Below are 14261 nucleotides of genomic sequence, written 5' to 3'. Positions count from 1 at the left end.
TAAATTTATGCGATATTTTCTAAATTTAGCTGTGAATTTATCTGCTCATCGTTATCATCAAAAACAAATTCGACCTTGTTTGCCCCAAAGCTCTTTGCTATCGCTTCAAGCGTGTCGCGAGCCGATTTATGTATCTTGCTTTGAAGCTGTGAGATAAGACGAACACTCATCTTTTTCACTTCACTTCTAGCCTCTTCTATAAGTCTGTTTTTGTCCTCTTCTGTAAATGTGCTTCCAAAAAAACCATTTAGCGAATCAGGCAGCAAAAATGGTATAAATTTGCCATTTTTCTCATCATAAAATTTCATATCTGCGATTGAGAATTTATACTTACATGGGGGCATTTTTATTTTGTAGCTAGAGTTTGCGATCTGCATGATCTCGAGTCTAGGGCTAGTTAGATCGTAGATGAAATTTATCTCAAACTCAAATATCATCGAAAGCTTCTTTTCGCTTACCAGCCACCTTAGATACTCTTTGCCAAAATTTCCAAACGCATGATCTGTCTTTGTAACGATCTCTTTGCTATAGACCTGAAAAACAGATAGCTCGCCGATGCTTTTTAGCTGCGAAATTTCAGTGCTGAGTGAGAGATTTTCGCTATCATCTTTTGCCTTTTTTAACGCCTTATTTGACCTATAAAATGCAAATACCAAAACAGCTAGTAAGATAGCTAATATCAAATTTGCATATTCGCTCATTTTTTCTCCTTTAAAGCTTGCTATTTTAGCTTAAATTTGTAAAGCAAAAGGAATTTTAGCTTGTTTTTTGCTATCTTGAAATCCACAAAATAGCAAAAAATTTTTAAAACAATTGAGAAAATGAAAAACCACTTTTTTCAAGCACTTCTTTGATCTTTTCTTGATGCTCAAGACCCTTTGTCTCAAGTGTGATAGTAATACTTGCATCACCATAATCAAGCCTTGTTGAGAAGCGATCGTAGTCGATCTTCACAATGTTTGCGTTTGCTGATTTGAGACTATCTGTTAGGCTCATGAGCGCTCCTGGCTTATCCACAAGCGTTATTTGCAAAGTCATCTTGCGGTGAGACTTGATAAGGCCCTTTTCAATGATGATAGAAAGTACCTGTACGTCGATATTTCCGCCACTTAGCACCACGCCTATCTTCGCACCTTTTTTAAATTTGATCTTATCATGCATAAGTGCTGCCACGCCAGCTGCGCCAGCTCCTTCTACAACGATCTTTTGAGTCTCTAGCAAAAACAAAATCGCAGTTGCGATCTCCTCGTCATCAACTTGCACAAACTCATCAACACACTCAATAATATTTGCCAGCGTGATCTCGCTCGCATCACGCACAGCGATGCCATCTGCTATGGTGCGGACTGATTTTGAGTTTATGCTCTTTTTAGCACCGTAGCTATTAAACATAGCTGGAGCGCCTTTTGCACCGACACAGATTACTTTTGTCTTTGGATTGACCTGCTTTATACAACTAGCCACACCACTAGCTAGCCCGCCACCTCCAACTGGGACGATGACTATATCAAGGTCGCTTATCTCATCTAGCATCTCAAGCCCAACAGTGCCCTGCCCCGCCATGACATACTCATCGTTAAATGGATGAACAAAGGTCATACCCTTATCTTTGGCGTAATTAACCGCAAAAGCGTACGCCTCATCGAAATTATCACCCTTTAAAATAACCTCTGCACCAAGGTCTTTCGTACCAGCAACCTTTAGAAGCGGGGTTGATTCTGGCATGATGATACAAGCGTGTACGCCAAATTCTTTCGCACTTATAGCTACACCTTGAGCGTGGTTGCCAGCACTTGCAGCCACGACACCACGCTTTCTCTCCTCATCGCTTAGGCTAGCTATTTTATTGTATGCGCCTCTTATTTTATAAGCTCCGGTTCGTTGTAAATTTTCCTCTTTTAGATAGATGCTTGCTCCCAAATTTTTACTAAGTTTCGCACTCAAAGCAAATGGAGTTTTATTTATAAAATGACCGATCGTGATCTTTGCTTGGATGATTTTATTTAGTGAAACCATTTTTTATTTTCCTTTTTTTAAATTATTCTTTTGCCCTTAGTAGCACGCCACACTCGATGTGATGAGTGTTTGCAAACTGATCAAAAATGGCAAATTTTATCACTTTATGGCTTTTACAAAGCTCTTTTAAATTTTCTTTTAGAGTCTCTGGATTACACGAGATATAGATGATGTTTTTAAAATTTTTGATGAAATTTACGACACTTTCGCTTAGTCCTGCACGAGGCGGATCGACAAGAACGTGAGAGAAGTTAAAATCGCTTAAATTTATATCCTTTAGTCTATTAAATTCCCTAATGCCAGCAAATGCGCTCATAAGCTCATCAGCATCCATTCGTAGAAATTTGATGTTTTTAGCTTTGTTTAGCTCACAGTTTTTGAGGGCATTTGCGATCGAGCTCTTTGAAATTTCAGTGGCAAGAACGTTTTTAAATTTAAACGAAAGCGGAATAGTAAAATTTCCATGTCCGCAGTAGAGCTCAAAAAGGTCAGCACTGCCTTGCACGCACTCTTTTGCCCAAGCTATCATCTTTTCATTTACGGCTCTATTTGGCTGGATAAAGGCATTCTCACTTAGGCTAAATTTATAAATTTCACCGCCAACGTCTAGCTCATCGATCAAATTTAGCTCACCACTTAGTAGCTTTTGCCCGCGAGATCTGGCAAGTATGGTGACATTAAGCTTGTTAGCTAAAATTTTCATAGCCGCATCAAACTCGCCATCAAGCCTTTTATGGTAAAGAAGTGTGACCAAAATACCACTTTTACAAGAGATAAATTCCACTCCAAAAAGCTTTGCGCGCAGTATTTCGTTCTCTTGCAAGTTATAAAGCAAGGTTGGCATAAGCTCTGAAATTTGCTCGCAAACCTTTGGACAATCATCTATAAAGACCTTTTTGTCCTTTTCGCTTGCATGCATCGTATAGCAAAGCTTTGTGCCTTCGTGCCAGATACCAAACTCAGCTCTTGTGCGGTAGTGTTTTGGTGTTGAGCTAAAAACGTCAACCTCACCATCATAAAACTCTGAAAAATTTTGTTTTATAAGATCAGTTTTAAATAAAATTTGCTCATCATAAGGAGTAAAAAGAGTGCAAGAGCCGCACTCTTTTAAATAATTGCAATCCAAATTTATGCTTCTACTTTCTTTCCAACAAATCTAACTAGTGCCCAAATCGCTAAAAATCCGCAAGGAAGCGCGATCCAAACACTAAGACCAAGAGCAACTGGCAAGTAACCAACTAGCACACAAACCGCACAAACGCTAAGCGCATATACCATTTGAGTTGAGACGTGATCGATATGATTACATCCTGCGCCCATTGATGAAAGGATCGTAGTATCCGATATCGGCGAGCAGTGATCACCAAAGATTGCACCTGTAAGCACGCCTGAGATATTTACGATCATATATGCATGCATAGCGTCACCATCTAAGCCGTAGTTTTTGCCAACTGCGTAAGCTAGTGGGATAGCAAGAGGCATCAAAATACCCATCGTGCCGTAGCTTGTTCCGGTTGAGAAGCTAATAAATGAACCAAGGATAAAAACAGCAACTGGCAATATAAATTTAGGCGTTGAAGAGCTTAATAGATCAACCAAATATCTTGATGTGCCAAGCTCTTTGATAACAGCACTAAGGCTCCAAGCAAGAAGCAAGATCACAACTGTAATTATCATAGTCTTCCAGCCCTTTACCCATGTGCTAATAGCCTCTTTTACGTCAAAAATTTTACGCCAAACGCCCATTGTGATAGCTACGATACTAGCAAGTAATGCTGCTTGAAATAGCGATGTAGCCGAGTCTGCCGCGCCAAAAGTATCTTTAAAAGTAGAAAAAGCAAGCGGATTAGCGAGTGCATTTTTAAGAGTATCACCCTCAAGTGCAGCAAGACCACTAAAATAAAAACTAGTAAATGCGCCAATGACCAGCACAAGAAGTGGCACAACAGCATTTGCAGCACTTAGTTTTACACCCTCTTTTGGCTCAAGTGTTTTATCTTCAAGATCTTGAATTTGAGTTTTACCTGAGTGAAGCTCACCTCTTCTAGCGCGTCTTTCAGCTAATAGCATTGGTCCGTATTCACGTTGCATCAAGGCTGTACAGACTATAAAAAATAAGATGAAGAGGTTGTAAAATCTATATGGAATTGTCTCGATAAATATAGAATAAGCGTTAATACCAGTCTCTCCAACTAGCTCATAGCCCTTTTCGATGAGTGAAACCTCAAGCCCAACCCATGTCGAGATGATAGCAATACCAGCGATCGGTGCTGCAGTAGCATCTATAATAAAAGCTAGCTTTTCGCGACTTATTTTAAATTTATCGCTTATTGGTCTCATGATTGGACCTACTATTAGAGCATTTGCATAGTCATCGAAAAATACAAAGATACCCATCAGCCATGTTGAAATTTGAGCTGAAATGCCGCTTTTTGCCTTTTTACTAAGCCAAAGAGCAACCGCCTTTGTACCACCCATCTTTGTGATGAGTGCGACCACACCACCGATACAAAGCACTTGAAGTAAAATTCCTGAATCAGTCTTATCAGCCATTGATTCAACGACCCTTGAAACGATACCTGTAAAGCCTTTTACGATACCCATAAAGATGTTTTCATTGATGATATTTATGAGAAATGTTCCGCTAAAAACACCTATAAATAGCGACAAGATGACGTCTTTTGTGATAAAAGCAAGTGCTATTGCCACAACAGGTGGTATAAGCGTAAATACGCCATAAATTTCAGCGTTTCTCTTTGCCACTTCTGGATCGACACCAAAAAGCGCAACGCTAAAAAAAAGTAATAATAAAATTTGTCTCACAAGAACTCCTTAAAATTTTTCTATCGCAAGCCCAGCCCAAGTCTGCGTATTTGCCATGACTTCGACTCTATTTATATTGACACTTCCGGGCATATTTAGACAATTTACCAAAATAGTCGCAATATCCTCAGATGTGATGAAATTTGTGTTTTCATAAAGACTATCCGCCTTTGCCTTATCTCCCCTAAATCTAACCTCGCTAAATTCGGTTTTGCAAAGCCCTGGTTCGATGTTTGTCACCCTGATATTTGTACCGACTAGATCGTTTCTTAAATTTAAACTAAACTGCTTTACAAAGGCTTTTGTGGCACCATAAACATTACTTCCAGGATATGGCCATGAGCCAGCTGTCGAGCCAATATTAAAGATATAGCCCTTTTCTTGCTTATAAAGTAGTGGCAAAACCGCCTTTGTCGAGTAGATAAGACCCTTGACGTTAGTGTCTATCATCGCCTCAAAGTCCTCTACTTTCGCATCTATTGTCTTTTCAAGTCCAAGCGCCATACCAGCGTTATTTACAAGCACTTCGATGTCCTTAAATTTATCAGGCAGGCTCTCTACCGCTTTAAAAACAGCCTCTTTGTCGCGTATGTCAGCTACGATGATATGCGTATCGCCAAGCTCGCTTGCAAGCCTCTTTAGCCTATCTTCGCGCCTTGCAAGAGCGACTATCTTGTAGCCCTCTTTTGAGAGTCTTCTGGCGATCGCCTCGCCAAATCCAGATGTTGCACCAGTTACAAAAGCTGTCTTTTTCATGATTTTTCCTAATTGAAATTTGGTTTTAAACCCAAATTTTCTAAAAATTTGATCGTCTTTTCGTTTTGTTCTTTCATGGCATAGTCAAGCGCATTAAACCCAGCGTCATCAGTGGCATTAATATCAGCGCCATTATCCATCAAAAGTTTTAAAATTTCTGGTGTTGCATGAGCTGCTGCATGCATAAAAACGCTTCTGTTTGTATGCTCTAGGCCGCATGTATCTTCAACCTGCGTCATACCCAAATTTATCATATTCATCTTGGCATTTTCGTCTATGTAGCTCTCATTTGCATTGGCACCATTTTTTAGCAAAAGCTCACAAAGTGGCTTATCGCTAAACTGCACAGCATAAAAAAGTACACTTTTTCCAAAGAAATTTTTGTGATTTACATCGGCTTTATTTGCAAGTAAAATTTTTACGTTTTCTATATTTTTTAAAGCAAAAAATAGCGGTGTCTCATCACCCAAATTCACATCGGCCCCACGCCTTATGATCTCTTTTATCATATCGCTACTTTTTTCGTTTAAAAGCGCGATATTAAGTAAATTTGTAAGCTCAGCGGTACTGAAATTTTTTGAGTAAAGTAAATTTGCCAGCTCATCGGAATTTATCCTTTGTGCCATTATATTTTGCTCAGGCGTTAAAATTTTAGCTTTATTTACATTTTTACCAACGCCAAAAGTCAAAAACTCATTTACCACGCTAGTTGCGTAGTAAGCGGCACTTGGTGTATCAAGTCCCAGACTTTCATAAAATTTTACAAGCGGAGTTTGAGCGTTTTTGTAAGCTTCGATAAATTTTTTATATTTTAAAAAATTAAATAAGCTCTCGTTTGCCCAGTATCTAAGATACTCCATTCTAGCGTCTTTTTCGCTCTCAGCAACCTCTGGCTTTGCAAGCTCTTTTTGATAAAGCTCAGGAACAAATGATGCTTTTAGCAAAAGCCATCTAAGCTTGTTTAAATTTTCTTTATAAACTCTATCACCAACGCAACTTTGTGACTCGCTTCTAATAGCTATACTCGTCTCAAAAAGCTCTTTTACCTCTTTTAAATTTAAAAGTGAGCCATCGCAATAAAATAGCCCCTCATTCGTGTAAGCAAGATCGTTTGGAGTAGTTTTAAAGCTCTCTTTTTTGGCAAGATCACTGCACTCTAAAGCGTGTAAATTTATCAAAGAACAAACGCTAAAAAAGAGAAAAAAAACTACTTTTTTCATCAAAGCTCCTTAAAATTTCGCGATATTGTAACAAATTTATATACTAAACTCGCTTATTTCATTAAAATTTAGATATTTATAAATTTCATCTTTATTTAAGCTAAGACTATCTTTTACTATCTTTTTATATTCACCTACACTTGGTAAACGTCCAAGTAGCGCACAAACAGCAGCTAGCTCGGCACTTCCTAGATAGACCTTCGCACCCATGCCCATTCTGTTGTCAAAATTTCTAGTTGAAGTAGAAAATACCACTGCATTGTCGTTTACTCTCGCTTGATTGCCCATACAAAGCGAGCAGCCTGGCACCTCCGTCCTTGCGTTTAATCTTTTAAAAATTTCATAAACACCCTCATCTTCAAGTGTGCTTTTATCCATCTTTGTCGGCGGTGCTATCCAAAGCCTAGTTGTAAGCTTGCTCTCATGCTCCAAAATTCTAGCAAGCGCCCTGTAATGGCCGATATTTGTCATACAGCTTCCCACAAAGACCTCGTCGATTTTATGCACTCTTTTGTAATCAACTAAAATTTCGCTTAGCGTTGCCACATCGTCTGGGTCATTTGGACACGCCAAAATCGGCTCATCTATCTGAGCTAGATCGATCTCCAAAATTTCAGCGTATTTTGCATCTTTATCGGCTCTTAAAAGTGTTGGATTTTCTAGCCATTTTTGCATCTTCTCTTTTCGTCTAAGCAAAGTCTCACGGCTCTCGTAACCAGCTTTTATCATCGCATCAATTAGCGCGACGTTTGAGCGAACATACTCCACAATACTATCAACGCTTAAATTTACCACGCAAGCCGCCGCCGAGCGTTCAGCCGAAGCATCACTTAGCTCAAACGCCTGCTCTACTTTTAGACTCTCAAGCCCTTCTATCTCTAAAATTTTACCCGCAAAAACATTCTTTTTGTTTTTCTTCTCAACGCTTAAAAGCCCTTTTTTGATCGCAAAATAAGGTATCGCATTGACAAGATCGCGAAGTGTCACGCCCTCTTTTAGCTCGCCTTTAAATTTGATCAAAACCGACTCTGGCATATTTAGTGGCATCATTCCAAGCACCGCTGCAAACGCCACTAGACCACTTCCCGCTGGGAAGCTGATACCAATAGGAAATCTCGTGTGGCTATCTCCGCCAGTACCCACCGTATCAGGCAGTACCATGCGGTTTAGCCAAGAGTGGATGACGCCATCGCCTGGTTTTAGACTCACACCGCCACGTAAATTTATAAATTTTGGTAAGCTCTCATGCATCACAAGATCGCTTGGCTTTGGATAAGCGGCCGTGTGGCAAAAGCTTTGCAGAACAAAATCCGCGCCAAAACTAAGGCTTGCGAGCTCTTTTACCTCATCTCTAGTCATCGGCCCTGTCGTATCTTGCGAGCCAACAGTTAAAATTTCTGGCTCCACATAAGCTCCGGCTCTAATGCCAGCCACGCCACAAGCCTTGCCGACCATCTTTTGAGCCAGTGTATAGCCACCACTCTGCTCTTTTGGCTGATCTGGCTTTATAAAAATTTGCTCCTCGCCAAGCCCTAGAGCCTCTCTGGCCTTTTTGGTCACTTGGCGCCCTATCATAAGTGGTATCCTGCCACCCGCTCTTATCTCGTCGCTTAGAGTATTTGGACTTAGTTTAAAATTTGCCACGAGCTTTTTCTCGCTACCAATAAGCTTATAAATTTCGCCTTTAAATGGATAAATTTCTATCTCATCGCCCATCTCAAGCTCATTTACGTTTGCAACTATTGGCATTGCACCGCTGTCTTCCGCGGTGTTAAAAAATATAGGAGCTATGGTAGTGCCGATCACGATGCCGCCCGTTTTTTTATTTGGCACGCCCTCGATCTCATCGCCAAGGTGCCACTGGATCGAGTTTATACCGCTCTTTCTGCTGCTGCCAGTGCCAACCACGTCGCCAACATACGCCACTTTTTTACCACGAGTTTTGAGCTCTTTTAAAATTTCTAGACCCTCAGGCATCTTTTTAACAAGCATTGCTTTTGCGTGAAGTGGTATGTCGGCCCTTGTATAGGCCTCACTTGCAGGGCTTAGATCATCTGTATTTGTCTCACCAGGTACTTTAAAAACGACTGCGTTTATACAGGTTTCGATTGGCTTTTTATGCGTAAACCACTCTGCGTTCGCCCAAGAAGTAAGTACCTCTTTTGCAAATTTATTGCTACTTGCTAGCTTTACGATCTCGTCAAAATATTCATGCACCAGAATGATATTTTTTAGCTCATTTGCTGCAGCACGCACAATATTTTCATCGCTATTTTTTAGCGCTCGCACCAAAATTTCCACGTTATATCCACCAAGCATCTTGCCTAAAATTTTAATAGCACGCATAGCATCAAGGCCGCTAACAGCAAGCCCGTCTATCACTTCACCAAGAAATTCTGCCTTTATCTTCGCTGCATCATCAACGCCAGGATTAATACGAGTTTCAAGCAAACTTATAAGAAATTTTAGCTCGCTTTGTGCCTTTTCGTCGCAACTAGACTTGCTGGCAAGTTTTATTAGCTCGCAAACTTCGCTTGTTTGCTTGGCATTTAGCGCAAGCGGTGGTACGCCCTCTTTTTCTCGCTCGCTCACGTGTTTTTCGTAGTCGGTAAAAAAGCTCATGAAATTCCTTTGTGGTTTTTGCTCGTTATTTTTAGTCTAAAATCGCTAGCTTTGCTTGCATTTTATCAAAAAGCAAAACAAACTAAAGTAAAATTTGCCCAAAATTTCAAATTTCAAGGAGCAAATGTGTCAAAAGCTTACCTAAAATCGCCTATCGGAATTTTAGAGATCGTTGCCAGTAAAAATGGAATTTGCGAGATAAATTTTGTAGATAAATTTGAAAAAATAGCGGTAAAAGATGAAAATTTAAAGCTTTGTTTGGATGAGTTAGAGGCTTATTTTAATGGTGAGCTTAAAAAATTTAGTGTGAAGCTTGATATAAAAACAACTAATTTTAGAGCAAAAATTTACGAGGCCTTACAAAAAGTACAATACGGAGAAACGACTACATACGCAGCTCTTGCACTTGCCGCAGGTCACAAAGATGCCTACCGAGCAGCAGGATCAGCAAATGCTAAAAATCCAGTGCCTATCATCATCCCTTGCCACAGAGTGCTAGCTAGTAACGGGCTTGGCGGCTATTCTGGCGGAGATGGTCTACCAACTAAAATTTGGCTTTTAGAGCATGAAGCAAAGCATAAATAGCTAAAAATTTACAGCAAAATAAAAGTCCGGCAAATTTTAAAGCGAACGTTTCTAAAATTTATCAGAGTATTTGAAACGCATGCAGTGCTTTAGCGCCATTGAATGCACCTTGAACGTGAGGGATCTAGCGGATTTAAAAAGGAAGATAAGAGGACAGCCTCGTAATTTGAGTCCTCTTGTCTCTCTTTTGAATAAAAAGGAATTTACAAATTTAATCAAGCTGTCTTTACAAATTTTAAAATTCCATTCACTCGCAAGAACTAAAATCTAAATTCGCTTACCGCTTAGTTCAAATTTTAGAGCTGAAATTACTCGTTCATGAAATTTTAAAATTTACTTGACACTCACTTGATTTAACAAAGCAATTTTACAAATTTTAAAACTTTACGCACTTATCTTAGCAACTTACCAAAATTCAGTTTTCATTATTTGCTTGTCACTGAAATCGAAGCGCGATATGCTCGTTCATAAATTTTAAAATTTATTTTTCTCTGCTGTGCTGCATGTGCTTATAATGTTTAAATTATTAATTGCTTTTATTCGTTATATGACTTTTTGTTTGGATTTAGAATCGTCAAAAATTTATAAATTTCCCTAGCCCTAATCTCACTTAGGACTAGAGAAAAATTATTTTTTAGCTACAAGAGCATTTTTTAACACGTCATCGATCGTATCAACGGCGATGATCTTCATATAGGCTTTTACTTCAGTTGGGATATCGACAAGATCGCGGTCATAGTTTTTACGAGGTATCAAGGCTGTTTTGATGCCTGCTTTGTGCGCGGCGATTAGCTTCTCTTTTAGACCACCGATCGGTAGCACTCTACCAGTTAGCGTGATCTCACCAGTCATTGCAATGTCATGTCTTACCTTTGTATCGGTTAGTATCGATGCGATCGCAGTTGCCATCGTGATGCCAGCGCTTGGTCCGTCTTTTGGCACAGCACCCTCTGGTACGTGCAAGTGAAGGTCATAGCGTCTATAAACGTCGCTGGCTTCTAGCTTGTGCTTGTCATCGTCAAATTTTGGCACGATAGTCATCGGTACTTTTATTTTTTTGTTGTCTATTAGCACTTTAACAACACTAAATGCGATCTGAGCACTCTCTTTCATCACATCGCCTAGCTGTCCTGTGATTTGCATGCTGCCTTTACCCTGGATCCTGATAGCCTCGATCCTTAGTACGTCGCCGCCGACGCTCGTCCATGCAAGGCCATTTACCAAGCCTATCTGATCTTTTTTATCCGCTGGCTCGATCTCATAGACCTTTTTCTCTAAAAATTCTTTCAAATTTTTAGCCGTGACGCTGATCTTGCCCTCATTTTTTTTAGTGAGGATATTTTTGGCGACTTTTCTTAATATATCAGCGATCCTGCGGCGTAAATTTCGCACGCCACTCTCTCTTGTATAGTCGCTGATAATTAGCTCAAGTGCCTCTTTGCTGATACTCACATCACTTGGTTTTAGCCCGTGTTTTTTAAGCTCTTGAGGCAAGAGATATTTTTTAGCGATCTCAAATTTCTCTTGTGGGGTGTATGAGCTAAGCTCGATAAACTCCATCCTGTCGCGAAGTGCGGCTGGGATCATGCTCACATCATTTGCTGTAGCGATGAAGATAATCTTGCTAAGATCGATGTTGAAATTTAAGTAGTAATCTCTAAATTTATTATTTTGCTCAGGATCTAAAATTTCAAGTAAAACAGCAGTCGGATCGCCTCTGTAGCTTCTGCCAACCTTATCGATCTCATCTAAAACAAACACTGGATTCATCTGCTTGGCTTCTATGAGCCCTTGAACGATGCGCCCTGGCATAGCGCCTATGTAGGTGCGGCGGTGTCCTCTTAGCTCGTTTACGTCCTCAAGTCCACCAAGTGCGATCCTAACTAGCTCGCGTTTTAGCGCCTTTGCGATCGAGTTTGCGAGGCTAGTTTTACCTACGCCTGGAGGGCCTGCAAAGCATAAAATAGCGCCATTATTTACCTTTTCGCCAACACCTCTAAGCTCCAAAAGCTCACGCAAAGCAAAATACTCCTCGATGCGCTCTTTTGGCTTCTCTAAGCTGTAGTGATCGGCATTTAAGTGTTTGCTCACTTCAGCGATAGATGATTTTTTCTTAGCTACATTTTCAAATGGAATTTCAAGTACCCAGTCAAGATAGCTTTGCAAAGTATTTGCGTCAGCTGAGTCTGGGTGCATACGCGAAAGCTTATCTATTTGTTTTTTGATCTCTTTGTAAGCGTCCTCGGCCATAAATTTCTTCTTCGCATCAAGCTTTTTGCGGTACTCTTCAAGCTCCTCTTCACGGCTCGTATCCGCTCCAAGCTCAGCTTGAATTTGCTTTAGCTGCTCTTTTAAAAAATACTCTTTATTTGTCTTATCAATCTTTGAATGGACTTTATTTTTTATCTCTTTTTGAAGTTTATTTGCCTCGATCTCTTCGATGACGTAGTCAATTAGTTTTAGCAAGCGCTGCTCTAAATTTTCTTCGACAAAAAAGCTATAAGCGATCTGTTTTTTTAGACGAAGCGCGCTTGAAACTAGGTCGCAAACTCTGATCGCTTCAGCGCTCTCTTCGATCGTTTTTAAAAGATCAGGTGGGAAAAAGTGGCTAAACTGCGAAAGCTCTCTTACTTTTTCTCTTAAAACTACGATGAGAGCGTCAGTTTTGACCTGTGATGGACGTTTGACGTGGAGCATATCGACAATGCCACGGAGCGGATTTATGCCTGATTGTTTTAAAATTTTACCTTTGTCGATGCCCTGAAATAGTACTTTTACACGTCCATCGGGTAGTGGCACACGGCGCATTATCGTGCCGATAACGCCAGCATCATAGATACCATCAAAGTCTCTAGCGCCGTCTTGCTGAGGCTTTGTAGGCACTACAAGGATTGGAGTCTCTTCTTGTATGGCAAGTTCAAGTGCCTTTAAATTTTCATCGTCGCTTAAAAAAAGCGGAGTTATCATAAATGGATATAAAAATAGCTCATCCTCAACGATAATGGGAATTTCGGTTGGGAAGCCTTTGTTTTCGTTTATTTGCAAAATTTCTCCTATTCAAACAGTTTTCTATACCATGCTACATCAGGTTTGATAAGATCTGAGTTTTTAAACGGCGACTCTTCTAGCTTTTGCTCGTAAATTTTAGCCGAAACATCACGACCAGTCCTATTGTAAAGATCAGCTATTTGCATATCTAGGAAGTAAAGCGCGAGTTTGAATTTAATAAGCATAGTCTCAATAAGTGGCTTATATTCAGTATTTGGATACATATAAAGAAATTTCTCGATCTCTGTTACGCTATCTTCCATAAGCTTTTGGTTGCGGTTTGGCTGAGTAAATGAGTCAAAATTTGCTTTTATCTTTAGATACTGAGCAAACTCTGTTTTTGGGCCGTTGTCGCCATATCTTTTGATATACTCGTCAAGATAGTGATTTGCCATTAGATACTCTTCATCATTTGCGTGAGCTTGGGCAAGGATAAGTAAAATTTGCTCCAAAAGGGGGCTTGCTACGTGTTCACTAGCCATTGAAACATAGTGTTTATCAGCCGCTTCAAGATCACCATCTTTTATATCAGCGATAACCTGAGCGTACCACTCATCAGGAGTTAGATTGTAAAGCTCGGTATATTTTTCAGCACAACCACTAAAAAGCCCCAAAAGAGCTACAACTGCTAGAATTTTAGAAAATCTTTTCATGCTTTTCCTTAAAAAGTTTAAATCCTCGTATTCTACATTTTTTGCTATTATTTTTGTATAAATTTTTTAAAACTATGATAAAATACGGCAACTTTACAAAATAGGAGTTAGTATGATTTTTAGTGTTAAAAGCCCTATTTTAGGCTTTGAGCATATCAAAACGATGGAGTTAATTGAACTTGATAAATTTTTTGTTAAGCTAGCAAGCAAAGATGATGAGACATCTTTTACAATGATAAATCCTTTTGCATTAAGAAGCTACGAATTCGATATTCCAAGCTATTATGAAGATCTTATGGAGATTAAAGAAAGCTCTCAACTTAGAATTTATAACATTATCGTTGTTGCACTCCCGCTTGAAAAATCAACTGTAAATTTTATAGCTCCTATCGTTTGCAATATGGACAATATGACCTTATCTCAAGTCGTTTTAGACATTGCCAAATATCCTCAGTACGGGCAAGCTGAAATGATAGAAAATTTTATACAAAAATAGTAGCTAAAAGCTTTTAAAAATCTAAGGAGAGATTTTTTATTG

11 protein-coding genes are annotated in these 14261 nt (G+C 39.5%); 2 read left to right on the top strand and 9 right to left on the bottom strand.

Translation table 11 applies throughout. The annotated features are described in order from the left end of the window. Positions 1-5 precede the first annotated feature (5 nt). The 7 genes from G6W45_RS02015 to G6W45_RS01985 form a co-directional block, all read right to left on the bottom strand. Entirely contained in the window at positions 6-701 is a 696-nt protein-coding gene (locus tag G6W45_RS02015) for a DUF4230 domain-containing protein (RefSeq protein ID WP_194167355.1), read from the bottom strand. Between the two features lie 103 nt (positions 702-804). Continuing rightward, entirely contained in the window at positions 805-2016 is a 1212-nt protein-coding gene (gene ilvA / locus G6W45_RS02010; RefSeq protein ID WP_194167354.1) for a threonine ammonia-lyase, read from the bottom strand. A 22-nt stretch (positions 2017-2038) separates the two neighbouring features. Next, entirely contained in the window at positions 2039-3142 is a 1104-nt protein-coding gene (gene trmA, locus G6W45_RS02005) for a tRNA (uridine(54)-C5)-methyltransferase TrmA (protein WP_194167353.1), read from the bottom strand. Positions 3143-3144: 2 nt separating this feature from the next. Further along, a complete protein-coding gene (locus tag G6W45_RS02000; RefSeq protein ID WP_194167352.1) occupies positions 3145-4839 on the bottom strand; it encodes a Na+/H+ antiporter NhaC family protein in 1695 nt (564 codons plus the stop codon). A gap of 9 nt (positions 4840-4848) precedes the next feature. After that, complete coding sequence (locus tag G6W45_RS01995; RefSeq protein WP_194167351.1) at positions 4849-5595, bottom strand: SDR family NAD(P)-dependent oxidoreductase; 747 nt, start codon at positions 5593-5595, stop codon at positions 4849-4851. Positions 5596-5603: 8 nt separating this feature from the next. Continuing rightward, positions 5604-6815: an ankyrin repeat domain-containing protein gene (locus tag G6W45_RS01990; protein ID WP_194167350.1), complete on the bottom strand. Its 1212-nt coding sequence runs from the start codon at positions 6813-6815 to the stop codon at positions 5604-5606. A gap of 36 nt (positions 6816-6851) precedes the next feature. After that, complete coding sequence (locus tag G6W45_RS01985) at positions 6852-9437, bottom strand: bifunctional aconitate hydratase 2/2-methylisocitrate dehydratase (RefSeq protein WP_194167349.1); 2586 nt, start codon at positions 9435-9437, stop codon at positions 6852-6854. 126 nt (positions 9438-9563) lie between these two features. Here G6W45_RS01985 and G6W45_RS01980 point away from each other — a divergent pair, with 126 nt between their 5' ends. Then, the gene (locus G6W45_RS01980) at positions 9564-10022 is read left to right on the top strand and encodes a methylated-DNA--[protein]-cysteine S-methyltransferase (RefSeq protein ID WP_194167348.1); all 459 of its coding nucleotides are present in this window, start codon (positions 9564-9566) and stop codon (positions 10020-10022) included. Between the two features lie 627 nt (positions 10023-10649). Here G6W45_RS01980 and lon read toward each other — a convergent pair. Both lon and bamD read right to left on the bottom strand, forming a co-directional pair. Beyond that, positions 10650-13067, bottom strand: coding sequence for an endopeptidase La (gene lon, locus G6W45_RS01975; protein WP_194167347.1), 2418 nt, complete (start codon positions 13065-13067; stop codon positions 10650-10652). 8 nt (positions 13068-13075) lie between these two features. Continuing rightward, positions 13076-13723, bottom strand: a complete 648-nt coding sequence (bamD, locus tag G6W45_RS01970) for an outer membrane protein assembly factor BamD (RefSeq protein WP_194167346.1) — start codon at positions 13721-13723, stop codon at positions 13076-13078. Positions 13724-13835: 112 nt separating this feature from the next. On the opposite strand from bamD, the gene fliW reads away from it, so the two are divergent. Next, complete coding sequence (gene fliW / locus G6W45_RS01965) at positions 13836-14219, top strand: flagellar assembly protein FliW (protein WP_054196362.1); 384 nt, start codon at positions 13836-13838, stop codon at positions 14217-14219. Positions 14220-14261 lie beyond the last annotated feature (42 nt).

The sequence above is a fragment of the Campylobacter concisus genome, assembly GCF_015229955.1.
Lineage (GTDB): Bacteria > Campylobacterota > Campylobacteria > Campylobacterales > Campylobacteraceae > Campylobacter_A > Campylobacter_A concisus_AT.
This window is presented reverse-complemented; position numbering and strand designations above follow the sequence as displayed.

What these genes read in the sequence shown, in the direction of transcription:
- G6W45_RS02015 (WP_194167355.1), bottom strand. Translation starts at nt 701, where the DNA reads ATGAGCGAATATGCAAATTTGATATTAGCTATCTTACTAGCTGTTTTG.
- ilvA (WP_194167354.1), bottom strand. Translation starts at nt 2,016, where the DNA reads ATGGTTTCACTAAATAAAATCATCCAAGCAAAGATCACGATCGGTCAT.
- G6W45_RS01995 (WP_194167351.1), bottom strand. Translation starts at nt 5,595, where the DNA reads ATGAAAAAGACAGCTTTTGTAACTGGTGCAACATCTGGATTTGGCGAG.
- G6W45_RS01990 (WP_194167350.1), bottom strand. Translation starts at nt 6,815, where the DNA reads ATGAAAAAAGTAGTTTTTTTTCTCTTTTTTAGCGTTTGTTCTTTGATA.
- G6W45_RS01985 (WP_194167349.1), bottom strand. Translation starts at nt 9,437, where the DNA reads ATGAGCTTTTTTACCGACTACGAAAAACACGTGAGCGAGCGAGAAAAA.
- bamD (WP_194167346.1), bottom strand. Translation starts at nt 13,723, where the DNA reads ATGAAAAGATTTTCTAAAATTCTAGCAGTTGTAGCTCTTTTGGGGCTT.
- fliW (WP_054196362.1), top strand. Translation starts at nt 13,836, where the DNA reads ATGATTTTTAGTGTTAAAAGCCCTATTTTAGGCTTTGAGCATATCAAA.